Annotated in this window: 13 protein-coding genes; 12 read left to right on the top strand and 1 reads right to left on the bottom strand. The window is 57.1% G+C overall.

Annotated features, from left to right (window positions below):
- Position 1 precedes the first annotated feature (1 nt).
- From entS to HW561_RS16245, 11 genes are all read left to right on the top strand, one after another.
- Complete coding sequence (gene entS / locus HW561_RS16295; protein ID WP_176866410.1) at positions 2 to 1243, top strand: enterobactin transporter EntS; 1242 nt, start codon at positions 2 to 4, stop codon at positions 1241 to 1243.
- A 112-nt stretch (positions 1244 to 1355) separates the two neighbouring features.
- Positions 1356 to 1565, top strand: coding sequence for a phosphopantetheine-binding protein (locus tag HW561_RS16290; RefSeq protein ID WP_176866409.1), 210 nt, complete (start codon positions 1356 to 1358; stop codon positions 1563 to 1565).
- Positions 1558 to 1752, top strand: a complete 195-nt coding sequence (locus HW561_RS16285) for an MbtH family protein (RefSeq protein WP_176866408.1) — start codon at positions 1558 to 1560, stop codon at positions 1750 to 1752. The genes HW561_RS16290 and HW561_RS16285 overlap by 8 nt, the downstream gene beginning before the upstream one ends.
- 45 nt (positions 1753 to 1797) lie before the next feature.
- Positions 1798 to 8895 (top strand): non-ribosomal peptide synthetase, encoded by a 7098-nt coding sequence (locus tag HW561_RS16280; RefSeq protein WP_176866407.1) that lies wholly within the window; start codon positions 1798 to 1800, stop codon positions 8893 to 8895.
- Between the two features lie 46 nt (positions 8896 to 8941).
- Entirely contained in the window at positions 8942 to 10198 is a 1257-nt protein-coding gene (locus HW561_RS16275) for an isochorismate synthase (RefSeq protein ID WP_176866406.1), read from the top strand.
- Positions 10195 to 11301 carry an ABC transporter substrate-binding protein gene (locus HW561_RS16270; protein ID WP_176866405.1) on the top strand — a complete coding sequence of 369 codons (1107 nt, stop codon included), beginning with the start codon at positions 10195 to 10197 and terminating at the stop codon, positions 11299 to 11301. The genes HW561_RS16275 and HW561_RS16270 overlap by 4 nt, the downstream gene beginning before the upstream one ends.
- Positions 11298 to 12347, top strand: a complete 1050-nt coding sequence (locus HW561_RS16265; RefSeq protein WP_176866404.1) for a FecCD family ABC transporter permease — start codon at positions 11298 to 11300, stop codon at positions 12345 to 12347. Before HW561_RS16270 ends, HW561_RS16265 begins: the two co-directional genes overlap by 4 nt.
- On the top strand, positions 12347 to 13126 hold the full coding sequence (locus HW561_RS16260) for an ABC transporter ATP-binding protein (protein WP_176866403.1): 780 nt from the start codon (positions 12347 to 12349) through the stop codon (positions 13124 to 13126). Before HW561_RS16265 ends, HW561_RS16260 begins: the two co-directional genes overlap by 1 nt.
- Before the next feature lie 79 nt (positions 13127 to 13205).
- The gene (locus tag HW561_RS16255) at positions 13206 to 14840 is read left to right on the top strand and encodes a (2,3-dihydroxybenzoyl)adenylate synthase (protein WP_176866402.1); all 1635 of its coding nucleotides are present in this window, start codon (positions 13206 to 13208) and stop codon (positions 14838 to 14840) included.
- Between the two features lie 17 nt (positions 14841 to 14857).
- Complete coding sequence (locus HW561_RS16250) at positions 14858 to 15505, top strand: isochorismatase family protein (RefSeq protein WP_176866401.1); 648 nt, start codon at positions 14858 to 14860, stop codon at positions 15503 to 15505.
- The gene (locus tag HW561_RS16245) at positions 15502 to 16269 is read left to right on the top strand and encodes a 2,3-dihydro-2,3-dihydroxybenzoate dehydrogenase (protein ID WP_176866400.1); all 768 of its coding nucleotides are present in this window, start codon (positions 15502 to 15504) and stop codon (positions 16267 to 16269) included. The genes HW561_RS16250 and HW561_RS16245 overlap by 4 nt, the downstream gene beginning before the upstream one ends.
- A gap of 6 nt (positions 16270 to 16275) precedes the next feature.
- Here the strand turns inward: HW561_RS16245 and HW561_RS16240 are convergent, their stop codons facing one another.
- Entirely contained in the window at positions 16276 to 17166 is an 891-nt protein-coding gene (locus tag HW561_RS16240) for a helix-turn-helix domain-containing protein (RefSeq protein ID WP_176866399.1), read from the bottom strand.
- A 319-nt stretch (positions 17167 to 17485) separates the two neighbouring features.
- Between HW561_RS16240 and HW561_RS16235 the strand changes: the two genes are divergently transcribed.
- The gene (locus tag HW561_RS16235) at positions 17486 to 19486 is read left to right on the top strand and encodes a TonB-dependent receptor domain-containing protein (protein WP_176866398.1); all 2001 of its coding nucleotides are present in this window, start codon (positions 17486 to 17488) and stop codon (positions 19484 to 19486) included.
- Positions 19487 to 19667: the final 181 nt, after the last annotated feature.

Genomic DNA, 19667 nt, shown 5'->3' with positions numbered 1-19667 from the left:
CATGTCAAAAACAGTTTTCATTCGGCTTTCGTTGTTAAATGACAACCCTCAATATCGGCGCCTCTTGGCTGCGCGGGCTTTGTCTTTGCTGGGCCTTGGGTTTCTGATCGTTGCCGTCCCGATCCAGATTTATCAGCTGACCGGATCGACCCTGTGGGTTGCAGCCGCTGGCGCAAGCGATGCGGCAGGTTTGTTTTTGGGGCTTCTGTTTGGGGGTGTCCTCGCGGATACACATGACCAACGCAAACTGATCCTGCTGGCGCGCAGCGTCTGTGGCGTTGGGTTTGCCGCCCTTGCCATCAACGCCATGTTTGCGACACCCTCTGTTCTGGCACTGATCGGTTTGGCGTTCATCGACGGGTTCTTTGGCGCTATCGGGGTATCTGCCCTGATGGCCGCCGCACCACAAGTTGTCGGGCGGGAGCGCATCGTCGAAGCGGGTGCACTTGGGATGCTGATCTCACGTGTGATCAACATTGCCAGCCCGGCACTGGCCGGTTTGTTACTGGCTGCAACCCACGTTGTCTGGGCCTACGTGATCGCGACAGTATCGACCATTGCGACCGTCGGCGTATTGCGTGGTCTGAACCCCCTGCCCCCACAGAGTTTCGAAGTCCAATCACCCTTGAAGATGCTGGTCGGAGCTCTTGAATTTGTCATAACGCGACGAAGGGTATTGACTGTTTTCCTGCTGGGCGCGCTGTTGATGGCCTGTACCGGGATCAAAGTATTGTTCCCAGCGCTTGCTACAGATGTTTTCGCGACCAGCAACAGTATGACCGGGCTTTTGTTCGCGATGGGCCCCGTCGGCGCCACCCTCGCCGCCGTGTTCAGCGGGTGGGTCCACGACCGGAAAGACGCCTTTCGCCTGATGATCGGCCTCAGCCTGTCTGGGCTGGTGGTGTTCACTGCGATTGGTGTGGCGCCGGGCATCTGGGCTGCAATGATCCTGCTGGTGGTTTTTGGCTATCTGATCTCGACAGCATCGCTGCTGCAATATGGCATCGTCCAGCGTGAAACGCCTGACGCCTTTTTAGGGCGCGTCAACAGTTTGTGGCTGGCTCAGGACGCCTTGGGGGACATCGTTGGTGCCCTGACCTTTGGAGCTTTGGCCAGTCTGGTGATGCCTCTCAATGCGGTTTTGATATTGGGTCTGTCCAGCCTTGCGGTGATGCTGTTGCTGATCGTGATCGGGCTGATCCTTGGACGCGGGGCCGCCCCTGCTGATGCAGGCCCGGCCTGATCCTCTGCACATGAACCCAAACAAACATAATGCGCGACTGGACGAATTGACGATGCAACATGAGACGGAAACTCGGAACCTTCCGACCGCAACTACAATACGATCGGACATTTTGAAACATCTCGACGACATCCCGGAAGGCGGTGACAACCTGCTGGATTATGGGTTGAATTCGATCACCTTCATGACTCTGATCACCCGTTGGGAGGCGCTTGGACTGAAGGCAAACTTCAACACTCTGGCCCGAAACCCCACCCTGAACGCAATTCTGGCAGCGTTGGCTGATCAGCTGGAACCCGGTGAGGTGCTGCAAAATGGATAGCACGCAGACCAACCCGTTCGACGACACCCGGTATCAGTTTTTTGCGCTGCGCAATGCATCGGGTCAGTTCAGTATCTGGCCTGATTTCCGGGACATCCCGACCGGCTGGAAGGTGATGTACGGACCCGAAGACCGCGAGGCATGTCTCAGCTACGTCGAAACAACCTGGACAGATTTACGCCCCTGAACGCCGGGCTTTCTCAATTCACTCGATCTGACGTTAGAGCTGTAGATGACCAACACATGTTTTGAACTGCTGGACACACAACAAGGCATCTGGACCGCGTCCCAGATTGCACGGCGCCCTCAGGATTACCTGATTGCGCACGCGATAGACGTATACGGATTCATTGATCCTGCGATGTTGAAATCCGCAATCAAACAGGGATTGTCTGAGTCAGACACCGTCCATGCCAAGTATCTGGAAGTAGATGGCAAAGCCGTTCAACAATTCGATAGTGAACCGGCTGCGTTCGATATCAAGGTCGTAGACCTCCAACACGAACCTGATCCGCAGCGAAGTGCCCGACAGCTCATGCAGGCAGACCTGGATCAGGGCGATGATCCGTTCGCACCTTGTCATCGTCTGCTGAAAATCAGAGCGGAACCGGGCGCCATAAACTGGATCTGGTACCAACGGTATCATCACATCATGCTGGACGGGTACAGTCTGGATGCGCTGACCAAACGGATCATTGAGATATACGAAGCAACTCTTGATGAGCGCGCGGTCGCGCCGTCAGCCTTTGAACCCGTGGGTGAAATTCTCAAAGAACAGCAAACCTATCGAAAGTCCGAGGACTGGAAGCGGGATCGCGACTACTGGCTGTCGCAGCGCTTTGAACTGCCAGCCAGCGTAAGCCTGACATCCCACACCACTTCCACCAATGACCGGCAAATTGAATGCAACACGCGTATTCTGGATCAGGATGGTCTGGCAGAGTTGGAAGCCAAGGTCAACGCCGAGAACTGCACGGCCTTCGACATTCTGACCGCTGCCATCACATTCTATGTGGCGCGCCTGACCGGGCAGCAGGATGCGGTGTTGGGAGTGCCGATGATGCGCCGGATGGGGTCTGCCGCCATCACCTCAAGCGCGCCGGTTGTGAATGTACTGCCAATGCGCCTGAAATTGAAGGGTGCATGCTCTCTGTTGCACGCAGCCATACAGGTGAAACAAGCCCTTCGCGCGATGCGCAAGGCGCAGCGCTATCCGGTTGAACAGATACAACGCGACCTGAATCTTACGGGAACGGGACAGGCGCTCTGGAGCGCGACTCTGAATTTTCGCCTGTATGAAAATGTCCCGCCGATCGCCGGACAACAAACGCACCTGCGCCGATTGGCCGTTGGCCCACTGGAAGAGCCGGAATTCGGACTGATCATCGATGCGAAGGGTGTTCAACTGAACCTGCGCGCGCCTGGCGGTCAATTCACGACAGCAGAGTTAAATCTTCATTCCCAGCGCCTTGTGCAGCTATTGGAGCAATTTCTGGTCTCTCCGACACAGATGTTGGCGCAGTACCAACTGACGACACCTGAGGAAGAACGGCAGCTGGCCGAATGGCAAACCGGGCCCGCAATGCCTAGCCAGCCTCACGAACAAACCCTGATGGATGTGTTCTTTGATCCCGTTTTGGCAGCTTCCAAGGAAACCGTCTTGCGATGTGGTGACCGGACGTTGTCCGGTTCGGGTCTCGTGGCACGCAGTTGTCAGCTGGCCCATATGTTGCAGGCCCGGGGAATTGGACGGGGTGATACGGTCTGCGTGGCCTTGCCCCGTTCAGAGATATCAGTTGTTGCCATTTTCGCGATCCTCGCCACCGGGGCAACCTATGTTCCCGTGGATCTCGCCTATCCAGACACGCGGATTGCCGCCATTTGTGATGAAGCAGAGCCAAGCATTGTTCTGACAAATCTGGATGGCTCCAGTCGCTTGCCGGATCATTGCGCTACGCTTGCTCTGGATACTCCGGAAACGCGGGATCTGATGTCCAGTCAGCCAACTGCGCCGCTGCACGGCAAGACGGGGTTTGCCGGCCCTGAGCCGGACGATACCGCCTATGTCATTTTCACCTCGGGCAGTACGGGCAAACCAAAGGGCGTCATGGTTTCACATCGGGCGCTACTGAACCTGTTTACCGTACATCGATCAGGTTTTATGGCGCGAGTGTTGGAGCAACACGCTCAGAAGCATCCGGGGCAGCCCTTTCGCGCAGCCCATTCGCACTCATTCTCTTTCGATGCCGCGTGGGAGCAATTGTTCTGGATGTTGCTGGGGCGTGAGGTGGTCATCCTTGGCGATGATGACCGCCGTGACGTACACAGGTTCCAAGACGCGATCCAGCGGTATGAGCTGGACGCGCTTGATGTTCCGCCTTCCTTCTGCACACAGCTGCTCGAGGCGGGTCTGCTCAGCGATGGGTCCCATGTGCCGACGCTTTTGTTGCTTGGCGGTGAGGCCATCCAACCCAGCCTGTGGTCCAGATTGTCAACCTACCCCGATTTGCTGGCCTACAATGTTTACGGTCCAACCGAATTCACTGTCGACGCCTGCATGACCCCCATTTCAGCGAAGGCACAACCTGCAATTGGGACGCCGATTGGCAACACGCACGCCTACATTCTGGACGAATACATCAGGCCTCAGGTCATTGGTGCGGTGGGAGAATTGTATCTGGCCGGTCCGGGCATCGCACGCGGTTATATGGGAAAACCCAGCCTAACGGCTGAACGCTTTGTGCCGAACCCTTTCCGGCCCGGTGAAGTCATGTACCGGACGGGCGACAGGGTGCGCTGGTGCACCGATGGCCGGATCGACATTCTGGGCCGGACCGACACACAGGTGCAGATCCGGGGCCACCGGGTCGAACCGTCTGAGATCGTATCGGCACTGGTCCGCCTTGAGGGGGTCTCAGACGCGCATATTGTGGCTGAGCCGTTTCATGGCAGTCATCGTCTGATTGCTTATTGCACAGGCCAGTTGACACAGCAGCAGGTTGAAACAGTGCGTCTGCAACTGTCCGACATCCTGCCCGCCTATATGGTGCCTGCAGCCATTGTTGCAGTGGACAGCTTTCCTCTGACCGTCAATGGCAAGATCGACACCGCGGCGCTGCCATCCCCTCAACTGTCATCCGGGCGCAAGCCCGAGACCGCTTTGGAACACACCCTTTGCACGGTTATGGCGGCGGTCCTTGGAACCGAAGAGATCGGATTGGACAACGATTTCTTTGGCAGCGGCGGAGACAGCATTCTCGCCATGGTCCTGTGCAACGAAATGCGCAAGTGCGGCTGGGTCTTGCAAACCCGCGATGTGTTCTCGACACCCGTTGTCGGCGATCTGCTCACAACGCTGACGCCCCTTGAATCCAGCAGGCCAAACGCTCCGTCAGTACCGCTTGAAGCGCCCCAACTGCATGACCCGCTGGAGGACACGCACAGAATCCTGCCATTGTTGGCCGCGCAAAAGGGCATTCTGTTTCACGCGCAACTGGATGATCGCGCCGGCAGCTACAATGCCTTTACACGGCTCGACCTTGCGGGCCCTCTGGATATCGAAAGACTGCGCGTCGCGCTGGACACTGTTATGCGTCGGCATCCGCAGCTTGCCGGGTTCTTTGTGCCGGACATAAAGGGTGAACCGTATCTGGCCGTACCTGAGGCACAAACCCTTCACTGGCCATGGAAACGCCACGATCTCAGCGGTTTAGACGGAGACACAAAACGGCGCCGACTGCAACAGATCGAGACAGCGGCCGCGCAAAACCTGCGCCTGACCCAAAACCCACTTTGCATGATTTCGGCCGAGCTGATTTCATTGGGCCATGATCGTCATGTTCTGGTGTTGAACATTCACCATGCCATCATTGACGGATGGTCCACCCCAATCCTGCTTCGGGATATTTTCACGATCTACCGCGACGGCAGCAACGCCCTACCAGCGCCGGTTCACCACTATGACGAGGTCGTCCGCGCCTTGGCCGGTCGGGACGAAGAAGCCGCACGGTCATTCTGGGCCGATCAGCTGCAGGACTGTGTGCCAACCTGTCTGTTTGACACCGACAGTGCAACCGCGCCTGTGACGGAATATTGTTTAACCCTCAGTGCCGAACAAAGTCGGTCGTTACGCGAGTACACCCAACACGCAGGTGTTACCCTGAACGTGACCATGCAGGCGATCTGGGCGAATGCGATCAGCGCCCTGTCGGGCCGTCAGGATGTGATCTTTGGGACCGCCGTCGCGGGACGCGCCGCACCAGTGGATGGGATCGGCGATCAGATTGGTATGTTCCTGAATACCATTCCTGTTCGGGTTGATCTGGATGCCTCCCGCCCGGTCCGCGAGCAGCTCAGCCAATTGCAACAAGCCCATGCAGCCGCGATGGGGCATGACAATCTGAACCTCGCTGCCTTGAACCGTCTGGCGGGGGTTGAGGCATTGTTCGACACTTTGCTGGTTGTCGAAAACTACCCCGACAACAGCTATCTGGATCAGGATCTGGCGGGGCTGCGGGTCAGCGACATCCACAATCGCGGCTACAGCCACTATCCGCTCGCCGTACTGGTTCTGCCAGGTGACGAAATCAGCCTTGTGATCGAAAGCCGGACCGAGGCTGCCAATGCCGAAAGGCTTGGTGATATGCTGCAAGGCCTGATCGACGGGCTGGTGCGCAATCCGCAAGCCCGCGCGGCGCATTTACCAATCTTGCCGGATGCAGATGCCCGGTTGATCGCGGCCAGCAACAATACAGGGGTTCATCTACCGGACCTGACCCTGCGGGATCTGATCGGCGCACAGGCCGGACGCACTCCAGATGCCTGCGCGCTGGAAGATTCGGACCATCAGCTCAGCTTTCGCCAGACCCGGCATCAGGTCCTTCATCTGGCAGACCGGCTCAGGCAAGCTGGCGCTCGGAAAGGGGACGTGATTGGAGTCGCTCTGCCGCGTTCCGCACGGCTGTCCGTGGCCATTCTGGCCGTGATCGAAATCGGTGCCGTGTTTCTGCCACTGGATCTGAGCTATCCACTCGAACGCCTGGAGTTCCTGCAAGCAGACGGGCAACCTCGCCTCGTGATCACTCAAACCGGGATCGATATTGGCGCAGCATCCTGCCCACGTCTGTATTTTGATGCGTTTTCCGGACCCGGTCAGCCGGTTCAAGATCTCATCAATGCCCCGGATCTGGACAGCCATGATGCCGCCTATCTGCTTTACACCTCTGGCACCACCGGACGTCCCAAAGGCGCATTGATTTCACATGCGGCCATCGTCAACCGACTGCTCTGGATGCAGGCGGAATACCCGTTAACCGCGGCAGATGCCATTTTGCAAAAGACTCCTTGTGGATTTGACGTTTCGGTCTGGGAGTTCTTCTGGTCTTATCTGGTCGGTGCACGGCTGGTAATGGCGCCGCCCGAGGCGCACCGGGACCCGCAACAATTGTTGGAGTTGGCACAACAACATCAGATCACCACGATGCATTTCGTTCCGTCGGTTCTGAATGTGTTCAACGACGTTCTGGCGGCAGCAGGCGGATACCCCTGCCCCAGTCTGCGACAGGTGTTCTGCAGCGGCGAGGCACTGACCGGGCAGGCAGTTTCGGGCTTTGCACGCCACTGTGCGGCAGATCTGCACAATCTTTATGGTCCGACCGAGGCCGCAATTGACGTCACATATTGCCCCGCCCTGCCCCATGCTGGTGCGACAACAGGCGTCCCGATCGGCAAACCGGTTTGGAACACCGGGTTGCGCATACTGGACCATCTGCTGCGCCCCGTTCCCGTCGGAGTGGGTGGAGAGCTGTATCTGACCGGTGTCCAGTTAGCGCAGGGTTATCTGGGTCGCGCAGGCCTGACCTCGGAACGCTTCGTGGCCGATCCGTATTCAGACGGGCAACGCATGTACCGCACCGGAGATCTTGCCTGTTGGAATGAAGAGGGTCAGGTGATCTATCTGGGCCGAACCGATCACCAGATCAAAATTCGCGGCCAGCGCGTAGAACCGCAGGAAATCGCCAGCTGTTTGATGCGACAGCCAGAGATTTCTGACGCAGTGGTGCTTGCCATCACCCCCGAAGGTACGGCAGACCCGGATCTGATCGCCTATGTTGTCCCAGAGGACACATCGTTTGACCCAGATCGGGCGCTGGCCGCGCTGACCGCACAAGTGCCCGCCTACATGGTTCCCCGGTTCTGCATCGGGCTTGACCACCTGCCCCTTAACGCCAACGGCAAGCTGGACCGCAGGGCCCTGCCAAAGCCCGATACGCAGAGCGCCAGCACCGGGCGTGACCCGGCGCCCGAGCTGGAACAGGAGCTTGCCCGGATCTTTTGTGATCTCCTCGGGTTGGAAACCGTCAAGGCCGGTGATGACTTTTTTGCAATCGGGGGTCACTCTCTGCTGGCAATGCGTCTTGCGGCACGGATCCGTCAGGATATGAAACGACACATCCAGGTTGGACAGATCATGAGCATGGCAACCGTCGAACGGCTGGCCGAGCATCTGGCCGCAGGCGCCATGATCGGTGCGCTGGTAGAGGACGGGTTTGACGAGGTGATCCGGCTGCGCGAAGGCAGCGGCCCTGCCCTGTTGTGTTTCTACCCGGCTTCAGGTGTGTCTTGGCAATACAGCGTTCTGGCGCGATACCTCAAAAACGATATGCCCATTGTTGGGTTGCAGTCTCCGCGCCCGGACGGACCTATCGCGACATCAGAAAATCTGGACGCATTGTGTGACCGCCAGTTCGACTTGATCCGCAGCCTGCAGCCCGAGGGGCCTTACTACCTGCTGGGGTATTCGCTCGGCGGTAACATCGCTTTCGGAGTCGCCGAACGGCTTGAAGCCATTGGTCAGGATGTCCGCTTTCTGGGACTGCTCGACACCTATCCGGCTGAACATCACGACTGGTCAGATCCGGATGGCGGCGAAGCCGAAGCCGGTGCGGAACGTGAGCAGGAACAACTGCTCAATGACGCAATGGCAGACGTCATCGACGACGAGTTCCAAAAAGAGAAAACCGAGATGTTTAGCCATATCTTCGAGAATTACAAAGATGCGGTCCGCCTTTTGTCGAGTGCGCGAACCGGACAGTTTTCTGGAAAGATCACCTTGTTCGTGGCGGATAAATCGGACTTGCCGGAAATCAACCCGGATACAAGCTGGCTAGGCCATGTCGGGGCGCAGGACGTTCACCATCTGCCCAACGCTTCCCATGAAGACATCGTCTCACCTGCGTCGCTCGAAGTGCTCGGCCCCCTGATGAATCTGCTGATCGGGAAAACACGCAACAGCGATCAGACAAAAGACACTACCGCCGGGGTCGCCTGATCGGCACCTTGTTCCCTTTTCTGCCATCAACGGAAAGATCACGACCATGAGCAGCCTGCTTCCACAGAACGCACATTTCCTGACATCCGACCTGACGCAGGACACTGCGTTTCGTTTTGCCGGAAAAGAAGGCCTGATCCTCGGCAAGGGCGACATGCGCCCTCTGCCACGCGGAACCAGCGATACCCTTGCAGATCGGCTAGCCAGCCATTTTGCAGTTTATGGACCTCAGACGATTGTCGCAGGGGCGTTGCCGTTTGATCGCCGTCAAGACGATTACATGCTCAGCATGTCAAATGGCAGCCCTGCGCCCGAAGTCGATACACTGCCCGCCATGCCCGGCAATTTCCGCCCCATCGGCGCTGATCCCTGCCCAACACAATTCTGGTCAAGCGTACAACACGCGCTGGACAGGTTAGAGGCAGAAGCAGAGACTGAAGACGGTCTGCGCAAAGTTGTGTTGGCAAGGTCGTTTTTGGCCGAATGCCAAAGCGAGATTAACCCCGGCGCACTTTTCGCGGCTCTGTCCGGCGATCCGGCTGTCACGTCCTTTCAGATGCCGCTGCCCCCCCGCGACGGTCATGCACGAAATCTGGTCGGCGCCACGCCCGAACTGCTGATTTCGAAGGTTGGGCGAAGTATCTGTTCGCACCCGTTGGCCGGATCAGCCAGACGGCAGGCGGATCTAGCCCAGGATGCGAAAGCCGCCGCATTGTTGTCCCGTTCATCCAAGGACTGGCGCGAGCATCAAATTTTGGTGGAATACATCCTCGACACTCTGACACCCTATTGCGATCAGTTGGAACGACCTGACGGCACCAGCCTGACCAGCACCCGAACCATGTGGCATCTGGGAACATGGATCGAGGGGCGCTTGCGTGACCCCGATACACCCAGCGCGGTAATTGCGGCAGAGCTTCATCCAACGCCCGCGATTTGTGGCGTACCGGTTCAGCCAGCCATGGAACTTATCTCGGAGCTGGAACCGGTGGATCGGGATTTCTACGCCGGGGCTGTCGGATGGTGTGATGGCAGCGGCGACGGTGCCTGGTATGTTGCCATTCGCTGCGCTGAGATTTGTGGGAATCAAGCCCGTCTTTACGCCGGTGCCGGCATCGTACCAGGGTCAGATCCGCGCGCGGAAACCGAAGAAACCGGGGCAAAATTCGGGGCAATGTTGTCGGCACTTGGATTACCACGTGACGCAGGCTTGGCCGGAGTTCCCGAGCAGGTTACAGCAAACCAAGCTCCGAGACGCCACCGAACCAATCCTAAAAAGACTATTCAGAAAGAGCTTTCATGAGGCCCCTTGCCGCGATCCGCACTCTCATGTGCACTCTGGTCCTATTGCCTGCGCCGTTTGCATCTGCACAATCCGTGAAGGTCACCGATATCATCGGGCGTCAGGTGACGGTGGATGGGCCGGTCAAACGATTGGTGATATCGGATTTCAGGCAGATCATCGGCCTGTCCCTGATTGATCGTAACGTCGGAAATCTGATCGTAGGTGCCGGATCCAAATCCCGCGTTGGCCCAGAGTTGCGCGCAGAACTGGAAAAGCAGTTTCCAGGGATCACAAGTGTCCCCGAACTGGCCGAAAACTCTCCGGTGATTTCAGCGGAACAGGTCATCGCCCTTAATCCCGATCTGCTCATTCTCAGTGACCCGCCGGGCCCTGCGATAAATCAGGTAGTGGCACAGCTGGATAGGGCTGGCATCCCGACGGTCTTTATCGATTTTCGCCTTAATCCTTATGAAAATACCCTACCCAGCCTGACCATCGCGGCCGAGGTGCTGGGATCGGGTCCACAAGCCGCCGAGTTTCTGGCCTTTTACCGCCAGCACCGTGACAGGGTGGTCGATCATGCGGCAGGATTGGCTGATCGTCCGGCAGTCCTGATGCATCTTCAAGCCACCCCAACGCGCCAATGCTGCATGTCATTGGGTGAGATCAGCCTGGGCCGGTTCATAACCGCCGCAGGCGGTCGCAATATCGGGACCGACATTATTCCAGGGGCTTTTGCGCAAATATCGCCAGAATACGTGCTGTCACACCAGCCGGATATTTACATCGCAACGGGCGGGCGTCAGCTGGAATCGAACGAAGGTTTGATTGTTGGCCCCGGCGTTTCAGCCGATCTGGCACATGCGTCGCTTATGTCCTTGCAGGAAACACCGATCCTGAGCGATCTGGACGCAATCGCTGGTGGGCGCAGTTATGGCCTGTGGCATTCCATTCACAACTCGCCCCTCAATATTGTGGCGTTGGAGTTGCTGGCACGCTGGATCCATCCTCAGGAATTTGCCGGCCTTGATCCTCAGCAAACACTGGACGAGATCAATGCCCGCTTTCTGCCCTTCGAATTTGACGGCGCGATCTGGACCGCCGCAAAGGACAAACCATGACCGACATGCCCGCTTCGCCGATCCTGCTGTCCTATGCCCGGTTGCGGCAACGCAGAAAAAGGATTCTGTCTGCGCTGACGTTGCTGCTGGTGTTGTCGGTGATCCTTGATCTGTCCATTGGACCATCCGGACTGGGTCTGTCGCGCAGCCTGGCCGCATTGATCGGTGCGGAAAGCGCCAGCCAAGGCGACACTGTCATTATTCACTATATCAGGTTGCCACAGGCCATCGCTGCGGTTCTTGTCGGTGCTGCACTGGCACTCGCCGGGGCGGAAATGCAGAGCATTCTGCGTAACCCGCTTGCCAGCCCGTTTACGCTTGGTGTTTCCGCTGCGGCCTCATTGGGGGCGGCGCTGGCCTTTGTCTTCGGAATTGGATTGCCGGGTCTTGCCCATATGTGGCTGGTGCCGGGCAATGCCTTTGTCTTTGCGTTTGCCGCAGTGATGTTGCTGAGCTTGCTGTCACATCGATTTGGGGCCGGAACCGATACCTTGATCCTGCTGGGCATTGCACTGGTGTTTGCCCTGAACGCCGTTGTTGCCCTGTTGCAATTCGTGGCGTCCGAGGCGGCGTTGCAGCAGTTCGTATTCTGGACGATGGGCAGTATTTCGCAGGTCAGTTGGACGCAGCTGTTCATTCTTTTGTGTGCTCTGGCGCTGTGCCTGCCGTTTTCGTTGGCAGCGAGCAACGCGATGACAGCGCTTGCCTTTGGCGTTGATCGTGCCGCCAGCTTCGGTGTCGACGTCAAAAAGCTTCGCTTTTTCACACTTTTGCGGATCAGCCTTCTGGCTTCCATAGCGGTGGCTTTTGTCGGAACCATCGGGTTCGTCGGACTGGTCGGTCCGCATATCGCACGCCTGCTTGTTGGCGAAGACCATCGCGTCTTTCTGCCAGCCAGTCTGCTGTGCGGAGCACTTATCCTGTCTCTTGCATCATTGCTCAGCAAAACCCTGATCCCCGGCGTGCTTTTGCCAATCGGCGTTGTGACTTCTCTGGTTGGTATTCCAGTGTTTGCGGTCCTCATTCTGCGCAGGGGAAAACTGTGATGCAGGGTCTGACCGTCAACGATTTGTGGGCCAATTACGGGGCCAACCATGTCCTTCAGGGCGTCAATCTGCCTGATCTAAGCCCAAGCAGCCTGACCGCTGTCATCGGGCCCAACGCCGCTGGCAAGACAACTCTGATCCGGGCGATTTCCGGACTTCAGATGGCCAAGGGCGTTGTCCGGTTAGGTGATGTGGATCTGATGCAATGCTCATGGACAGAACGCGCGCGCCATGTCGCCTACATGCCGCAACATTTGCCAGATGGGCTGGCCCTGTCGGTGCTGGAAACCGTACTACTGCCCGCTCAGGTCTCAATGTCCCCGTTTGCGGGGCCTGACGTGGCATTACAGGATCGCGCAATTCAGATTCTGAGCGTTTTGGGCGTCGAAAGTCTGGCGATGCAGCAACTGCGTTCGCTGTCCGGCGGTCAACGACAAATGGTGGCGCTGGCGCAGGCAATGATCCGGGACCCGCGTGTGCTTTTGCTGGATGAGCCCACGAGTGCGCTGGATCCGCACCACCAGCTTTCGGTCATGCAGTGCGTGCGCAGCTTCACTCGCCGCCAGCAGGTTATCGGAGTTTTTGTCTGCCATGATCTGAATCTGGCTCTGACATGGGCCGATCAGGTTGTCGCGCTTCATCAGGGCAGGATTGTCGCGCATGGCACACCGGAAACGGTCATCACATCTGATCTGCTGTCGGAAATCTACAATGTGCAGGGTCGTGTTGAGCGCTGCTCAAAAGGGCGCCCCTTGCTGATCTACGATCAGGCGATCTGAGCGAAAAAGCCACCGGATCCCGCAAACACCACTCAGTCACGCACCGAATGGCCGCGTGCAAATCTGAAATGGAGGTTACATGCTACCGCTCGATCAACCTTATCCCGAGGCACGGGCCCGGGCATATCGAAACGCAGGGTATTGGACCGGCGAAACTTTTCCTCAGCTGCTACGCAAATGGGCAGAAGATCATCCGTCACACCCTGCAATTATCGACGCGTCAGGCACAGACCCACGCGTCCTGACCTATGGTGAATTGCAGTATCGCGCGGAACGGTTTGGGGCGGGCCTGTTGGCGCAAGGCCTGAAGCCCGGTGCGCGGGTTGTCGTGCAACTGCCAAACTGCGTCGAATTTTTTGTGGCCGTGTTTGGCCTGTTTGCAGCCGGCATGCAGCCTGTGTTTGCCCTGCCTGCACACCGTCAAACGGAAATCGCGCATTTTTTGACCAAAGCCGAGGCAGAGGCGCTGATCATACAAGATACACATGACGGTTACGATTGCCGCGTGATGGCGCAGGGCCTGCAAAAGCAATGCTCGAACCTGTCCCATGTGTTCGTCAAAGGGGACGCTGATGTGTTTACCGCATTCGAAACTGTTCAAGCTCAGCCAATCGGATTGCCCGCTGATCCTGCGCCTTCGTCAGTGGCGTTTCTACTGATCTCAGGCGGCAGTACAGGATTGCCAAAACTGATCCCCCGCACCCATGACGACTACCTCTATTCAATTCGGGAAAGCGCCCGGATATGTGGATTAAGCGCAAGCACCCGATACCTTGCCGTCCTACCGGTATCACACAACTTTACGCTCAGCTCGCCCGGTAGTTTTGGCACATTGCTGTCAGGCGGGTGTGTTGTTCTGCCCCGCAGTTCCTCTGCCGGGGATTGCCTGCCGCTTATCGAATACTACCGGGTAACCATCGCTGCCGTGGTGCCACCTCTGGCGCAACTCTGGCTGAATGCCTTAAAGGGCAAACAGCACGATCTGACGTCATTGCGAGTGTTGCAGGTCGGCGGGGCCAAACTGCAGCCCGAAATCGCAATGCAAATCGAGCCAGCCCTAGGATGCCGTCTGCAACAGGTGTTTGGCATGGCCGAGGGCCTTGTGAACTACACCCGGCTGGATGATCCGGAAGATATCCGCATCAACACTCAGGGCCGTCCGATCAGCAAAGCGGATGAAGTGCGGGTTGTAGATGACACAGGAGATCGGGTGCCCGTTGGCTTGCCCGGTCACTTGCAGGTTCGCGGCCCCTACACGATCTGCACCTATCACAACGACGATGGGGCCAATGCCCGATCCTTCACCGATGACGGGTTTTATTGCACCGGCGATATCGTCTCGCGTGATGATATGGGCAATTTGACGGTTCAGGGCCGGGCAGGCGATCACATTAACCGCGCGGGTGAGAAGTTTTCGGCGGAAGAAGTTGAAAACCATATCCTGGCCTTGGACAGAGTCATGGATGTCGCGATTGTTTCCATCCCGGATGCCTCGCTGGGCGAGCGCAGTTGCGCTTTTGTCGAACCCCGTACGGGCGTTTCGATACGACCGGTCGAGATCAGAAAGTTTCTGCGCAAACGTGAAATCGCACCGTACAAAATCCCCGACGAAATCGAGATCGTCAGTTCGTTGCAAAAAACTGCTGTCGGCAAGCTGTCCCGCAAGGATTTGCGTCAGCAATTGCGCAGCAAACACCTATCTGAAAAAGCCTGACTCAAGGATCAACGCCGATGGGCCTCCCTCAAATTGCTCCATACACTCTGCCCCAGGCGGCAGACCTGCCGACACCGCGCGCGCCTTTCCAACTGAACCCGGATCGGGCAGCGTTGCTGGTTCACGATATGCAGCAGTATTTCTGCGCTCCGTACCCGCCTGACGCTGACCCGATCCGGGGGGTTGTCGCGAATACCTCCAAAATTCTGACAGCTGCCCGGAACCGCGATATCCCGGTGTTCTATACGGCGCAAAAGGGCAATCAATTCCGGGCAGATCGCGGATTGCAGGCCGATCTCTGGGGGCCGGGGATGCAAACCATCGGAGAGCATGAAGAGGTCCTGGATCAGATCGCGCCACAACCCGACGACATCGTATTGGTCAAACATCGCTACAGCGCCTTCCAACGCTCAAACCTTGAGACCCTGATGCGGGCCCGGAAACGCGATCAGTTGGTTATCGTAGGTGTCTTTGCCCATATCGGATGTCTGGCAACGGCCAGTGAGGCCTTTCAGCTGGATATCGAACCGTTCGCTATCGCTGATGCACAGGCTGATTTTGATCGCGCGCGTCACGATATGGCGATGCACTGGATTGCCGGATGCTGTGGTGGCGTAGCAACCACATCGACGGTCCTGAGTGCATTTACCGGAGACGCAAAATGAAGCTGACCGGGTTCGAAGGGCGCGTCGCCCTGATAACGGGTGCCGCTGGCGGGATCGGCCAAAGCCTGTGTGCCAGATTGCATGATGCAGGGGCCGTGGTCGTCGCCACCGATACGGCCGCCGCCATGGCAAAAACACCTGTTCCAGCCGGTGTTTGCAAAAAGGTGATGGACGTTAGTGATGCCCAACAGGTGGCAGACATCATCGACTGGATTGAACATGAATGTGGCCCGATCGATTTGCTGGCTCACGCAGCCGGGGTTGTCGCCTATCTGCGGGCGGACGAAACGACGCCGCAGGACTGGGCCCATGTGATGAAAGTCAATGCCACCGGAACCTTCAATGTCTGTGGAACGGTTGCGCGGCATATGCAGACCCGCAACAGTGGGGCAATGGCGGTTATCGGGTCAAATGCTGCCGGGATACCGCGCCACCGGATGGCGGCTTACGCAGCATCTAAAGCAGCAGCGCATATGTACGTGCGCTGTCTCGGGCTCGAACTGGGGCAAAGCGGAATTCGCTGCAATCTTGTGGCTCCGGGTTCGACGCTGACCCCGATGCAAACCGCGATGTGGTCCGACGAACACGGGGCTGACCGGGTCATAGCCGGAGATTTGCCTAGCTATAGAACGGGCATACCGCTAGGCAAGCTTGCCGAACCGGACGATATCGCATCAGCCGCCCTGTTCCTGTTGTCAGAGCAGGCTGGCCACATCACCATGGCCGATTTGTACGTCGACGGCGGCGCAACACTGCGCGCCTGACAGGTTTCAGACTTCGCAGCTTTTGGCTTGGGCGGGAGGCATTCCGAACTCCCGCCGGAAAGCCGTCGAAAAGTTTGCCGTGTTTGAATAGCCCGCCAGAAAAGCGGCTTCGGCAATCGAGATCCCATCATGGCGCAAGGCAGTATTGGCGCGTTTCAGCCGCTCACCGCGCACGAACTCGGAAATACCGACGCCGTATTCAGACTTGAAAAGCCGCTGCAGCGACCGCCGGTTGCGACAGAATCTATTTTCAAGCTGATTGGTCGTCAGATCGTGGTTGAGATTATCCAGAATATACAACCGGATGTCTTCCGCCTTTCGCCGCCCTTCGACACGCTCTGACTTGTCCGGGCTCAGCTCGGCGCGTTCCTCTGACATACACCGTAGGATTTCGATCCCTTTTGACATCCGATACAGCCCCAGCTGCTGCGTGTTGTCTTCGGGCGGGGGCAGGATGATCTGCGTTGCCAGACGCGCAACCCGGGTGCTGGGGTTCCAGATTGCAGCCGACACACCGTCGTTTTTGAAGCTACTGTTCATACGATCATCAACCAACTGCACTTTGGTTTCCGATGCATCCTCTTCGATCTGAAATTGATTAAACCAGTCCAGATCGCCGGCAATCGCCAGTTTCCGCAACGGATGGCCTGACGATTCCAGATAGTGCACCACAGCACTGGATTGCACGGCAATCGTAACCGCACTCGCTTTGCCGCTCTTCTCGTTCGCTTCCAGTTCATAGGCCCGATCATTGACGGTAAAAACCTGACGACCGTTCAATACGACCAGAACGATGAACTTTGCCTCGATCGCAAAGGCATCCGAGCTTCGCGGACCTTCAACGTTTTCATTGATGTGACCGATGCGCAGTCCACCGGGATAATAATCAATAGCCATTGTCTTTCCCGCACTCACAATCCTAGGGGCATGGGCGCTTGCCGGGATTTCGATCACAGCGGTATCTGTGCAAATATCTTTGTCGCTTTTTCAATAGCGGTTTCCGTAGAGCTAGCTTCGTGGATGTCTCATAACCAACAAAAAAAGTCAAGAATGTGTGTGGTGCTGTTTTTTGCCTGGACAAATACGTCGGACCACCAGCCGCGCCCCACACGTCCTGACGACTATGTGAGACAAATACGAGGACAGCACCACAATGCACATAGACAAAACAAAGACCTGCAAAGCGTACGGAAGATGCAGGATCAAAAGCAGGTCAGTGAACCGATTCTGCTGGACGGTTGTCTCAGGGATCGTCGCGGCCACTGGGGTTGCAGCGCAAGACGCAGCCTTGGAGACCGATGCAGACGTCATCGAGCTGGACCCGATCGTTGTAACCGCTTCAGGGTCAGCGACGGAAATCCGCAAGGCACCCGCCAGCATATCCATCATCACACCAGAGGAGATTGCTGAATACGGCGTCACCAATCTGACGGATGTGTTGAAACGGTCTGTCGGTGTGACCGTCGTGCGCAGCGGCAACCTGAACCGGGTTCAGTTGCGCGGACTTGGTGATCGCTACACCTTGATCCTGATTGACGGACAGCGCGTCAATTCCAATCCCAACCTGTTCCGGGGCAATGATTTTGATCTGGACTGGGTGGATATCGAGACAATTGAACGTATCGAAGTTGTGCGTGGCCCGATGTCGTCACTCTATGGTGCGGACGCCATTGGCGGTGTGATCAATATTATCACCAAGAAACCCGACAACGTGCTGAGCGGGTCGATAACCGGCTCGTACACATTGCAGGACAATTCAAAGGCTGGCGATTCCTATAGAACCGGGTTCACGCTTAGCGGGCCGGTCAACGAACAGCTGTCATTCCGCCTGAGCGGTGGTTACACCCGAAGAGAAGCGGATGATCCGGACATCAACCCTCCAAGAACAGGCTTTACTACAGAGCCAAGCCCCGGCTTTCCCGAAAGCAAAAACCGCTACCTTGACACCGCGCTCGCATGGGAAATCGATGGCGCCAACCGCATAGATTTCAACTACGGCTATTCCAAACGCCAACATGCCGAAGTGCCTTTGACGCGAAACGCAGCCAATGCCACCTATTCGGGTCAACACTCCTTTGGCACCAGCGAAGTCAGGCTGTGGGGGGATCACATCAAGAACGAGATCGGCGTCAGCAGCTCACTCGGAATGGATCAGCCAAACACGTCCTACAGCTATGGTCTGGACGCCAAGGTGAACACGGTCCGTGGTGGTACTGTACTGCACAACATAACGTTCGGCACATCGTTGGAGTCCCAGAACCTAGACGATGAGTTCAACCTGACCGGCGACAACACGACGTCTGTCTGGGATACTGCGGTCTTTATTGAAGACCGGATTGAGTTCAACGACCGGCTTGAGGTGACATTCGGCGCGCGTCTGGATCATCACGAGATCTATGGAAGCCATTTGAGCCCGCGGATCTATGGCGTCTATCAGTTGAATGACGCGTGGATTGTGAAAGGTGGTGTGTCCACTGGCTTCAAATCCCCCACCTTGCTGGAGACCAGTCCCAACTGGCAACAGGTCTCATGTGGCGGCGATTGTTATCTGCTGGGGTCGCGTGATCTGGATCCTGAAACCAGCATCAACATGGAAATTGGCCTCTCTTACGCAAGCAACAGAAGCAGCTTCGACGTAACAATCTTCAATAACCGTATCAAGGATATGATCCAGTTCCCGCCTGCGCGGACCTGGAACAGGACGCTGGCCCCGACCTACACGAACTTTGTCGGCTTTGCCGCTGACGGCAATCCGACGTTCACCTATCAAAACCTTGAAGAGGTCACGACACGCGGGCTTGAACTGACCTTCTCGACCGAACTGAGTGACACGCTGTCGGTCTCGGGCAACTACACCTACATGGACGCTCAGGTAACGGAGTCAATCAAACGGCCCCTAACCTATCAGCCGGACCACACAATCAACCTCCGCGCTGACTGGCAAGTGAACGACCAGTTGCGACTTTCTCTGGCAGGTAACTTTGTCTCTGAACAATACACCTGGATTCACTCCACCGGCGACACCGGGCTTTCGACCAAAGTCGACGCTTATGCGACGGCGGATATCCTGGCCCAGTATGAGCTTAGCGACAGTGTCGTGCTGAATGGTGGCATCCTGAATGTCACTAACAACACCCTCAGCAGAAACGACGACTTTGGAGACGACTTTAACACTGAAGGGCGTCGCTTTTTCCTGACGGCGACCAAGCGCTTCTGAAAAATCGGGGCACGCATCATGCGTGCCCCTTTCATTGTACGTGGGATGCAAATATGCGATCTTTGTCAAATGTATGCTCACACCCGCGCGCGCCACACCGCCTGAGGCAGTTTTGGGCAGCGTTATTTTTGCTGTCACACCTAAGTTCAGCGGCCGTTGCGGACTCCTACACAGATCCGCC

Origin of the sequence: Ruegeria haliotis (assembly GCF_013377785.1) — a bacterium.
Lineage (GTDB): Bacteria > Pseudomonadota > Alphaproteobacteria > Rhodobacterales > Rhodobacteraceae > Ruegeria > Ruegeria haliotis.
The sequence above is the reverse complement of the archived record's forward strand: the minus strand, read 5'-3'. Positions and strand labels throughout refer to the sequence as shown.

Coding starts and splice junctions, on each gene's coding strand:
- HW561_RS16275 (WP_176866406.1), top strand. CDS start 8,942: ATGAGCAGCCTGCTTCCACAGAACGCACATTTCCTGACATCCGACCTG.
- HW561_RS16245 (WP_176866400.1), top strand. CDS start 15,502: ATGAAGCTGACCGGGTTCGAAGGGCGCGTCGCCCTGATAACGGGTGCC.
- entS (WP_176866410.1), top strand. CDS start 2: ATGTCAAAAACAGTTTTCATTCGGCTTTCGTTGTTAAATGACAACCCT.
- HW561_RS16255 (WP_176866402.1), top strand. CDS start 13,206: ATGCTACCGCTCGATCAACCTTATCCCGAGGCACGGGCCCGGGCATAT.
- HW561_RS16250 (WP_176866401.1), top strand. CDS start 14,858: ATGGGCCTCCCTCAAATTGCTCCATACACTCTGCCCCAGGCGGCAGAC.
- HW561_RS16270 (WP_176866405.1), top strand. CDS start 10,195: ATGAGGCCCCTTGCCGCGATCCGCACTCTCATGTGCACTCTGGTCCTA.
- HW561_RS16240 (WP_176866399.1), bottom strand. CDS start 17,166: ATGGCTATTGATTATTATCCCGGTGGACTGCGCATCGGTCACATCAAT.
- HW561_RS16265 (WP_176866404.1), top strand. CDS start 11,298: ATGACCGACATGCCCGCTTCGCCGATCCTGCTGTCCTATGCCCGGTTG.
- HW561_RS16280 (WP_176866407.1), top strand. CDS start 1,798: ATGACCAACACATGTTTTGAACTGCTGGACACACAACAAGGCATCTGG.
- HW561_RS16285 (WP_176866408.1), top strand. CDS start 1,558: ATGGATAGCACGCAGACCAACCCGTTCGACGACACCCGGTATCAGTTT.
- HW561_RS16260 (WP_176866403.1), top strand. CDS start 12,347: ATGCAGGGTCTGACCGTCAACGATTTGTGGGCCAATTACGGGGCCAAC.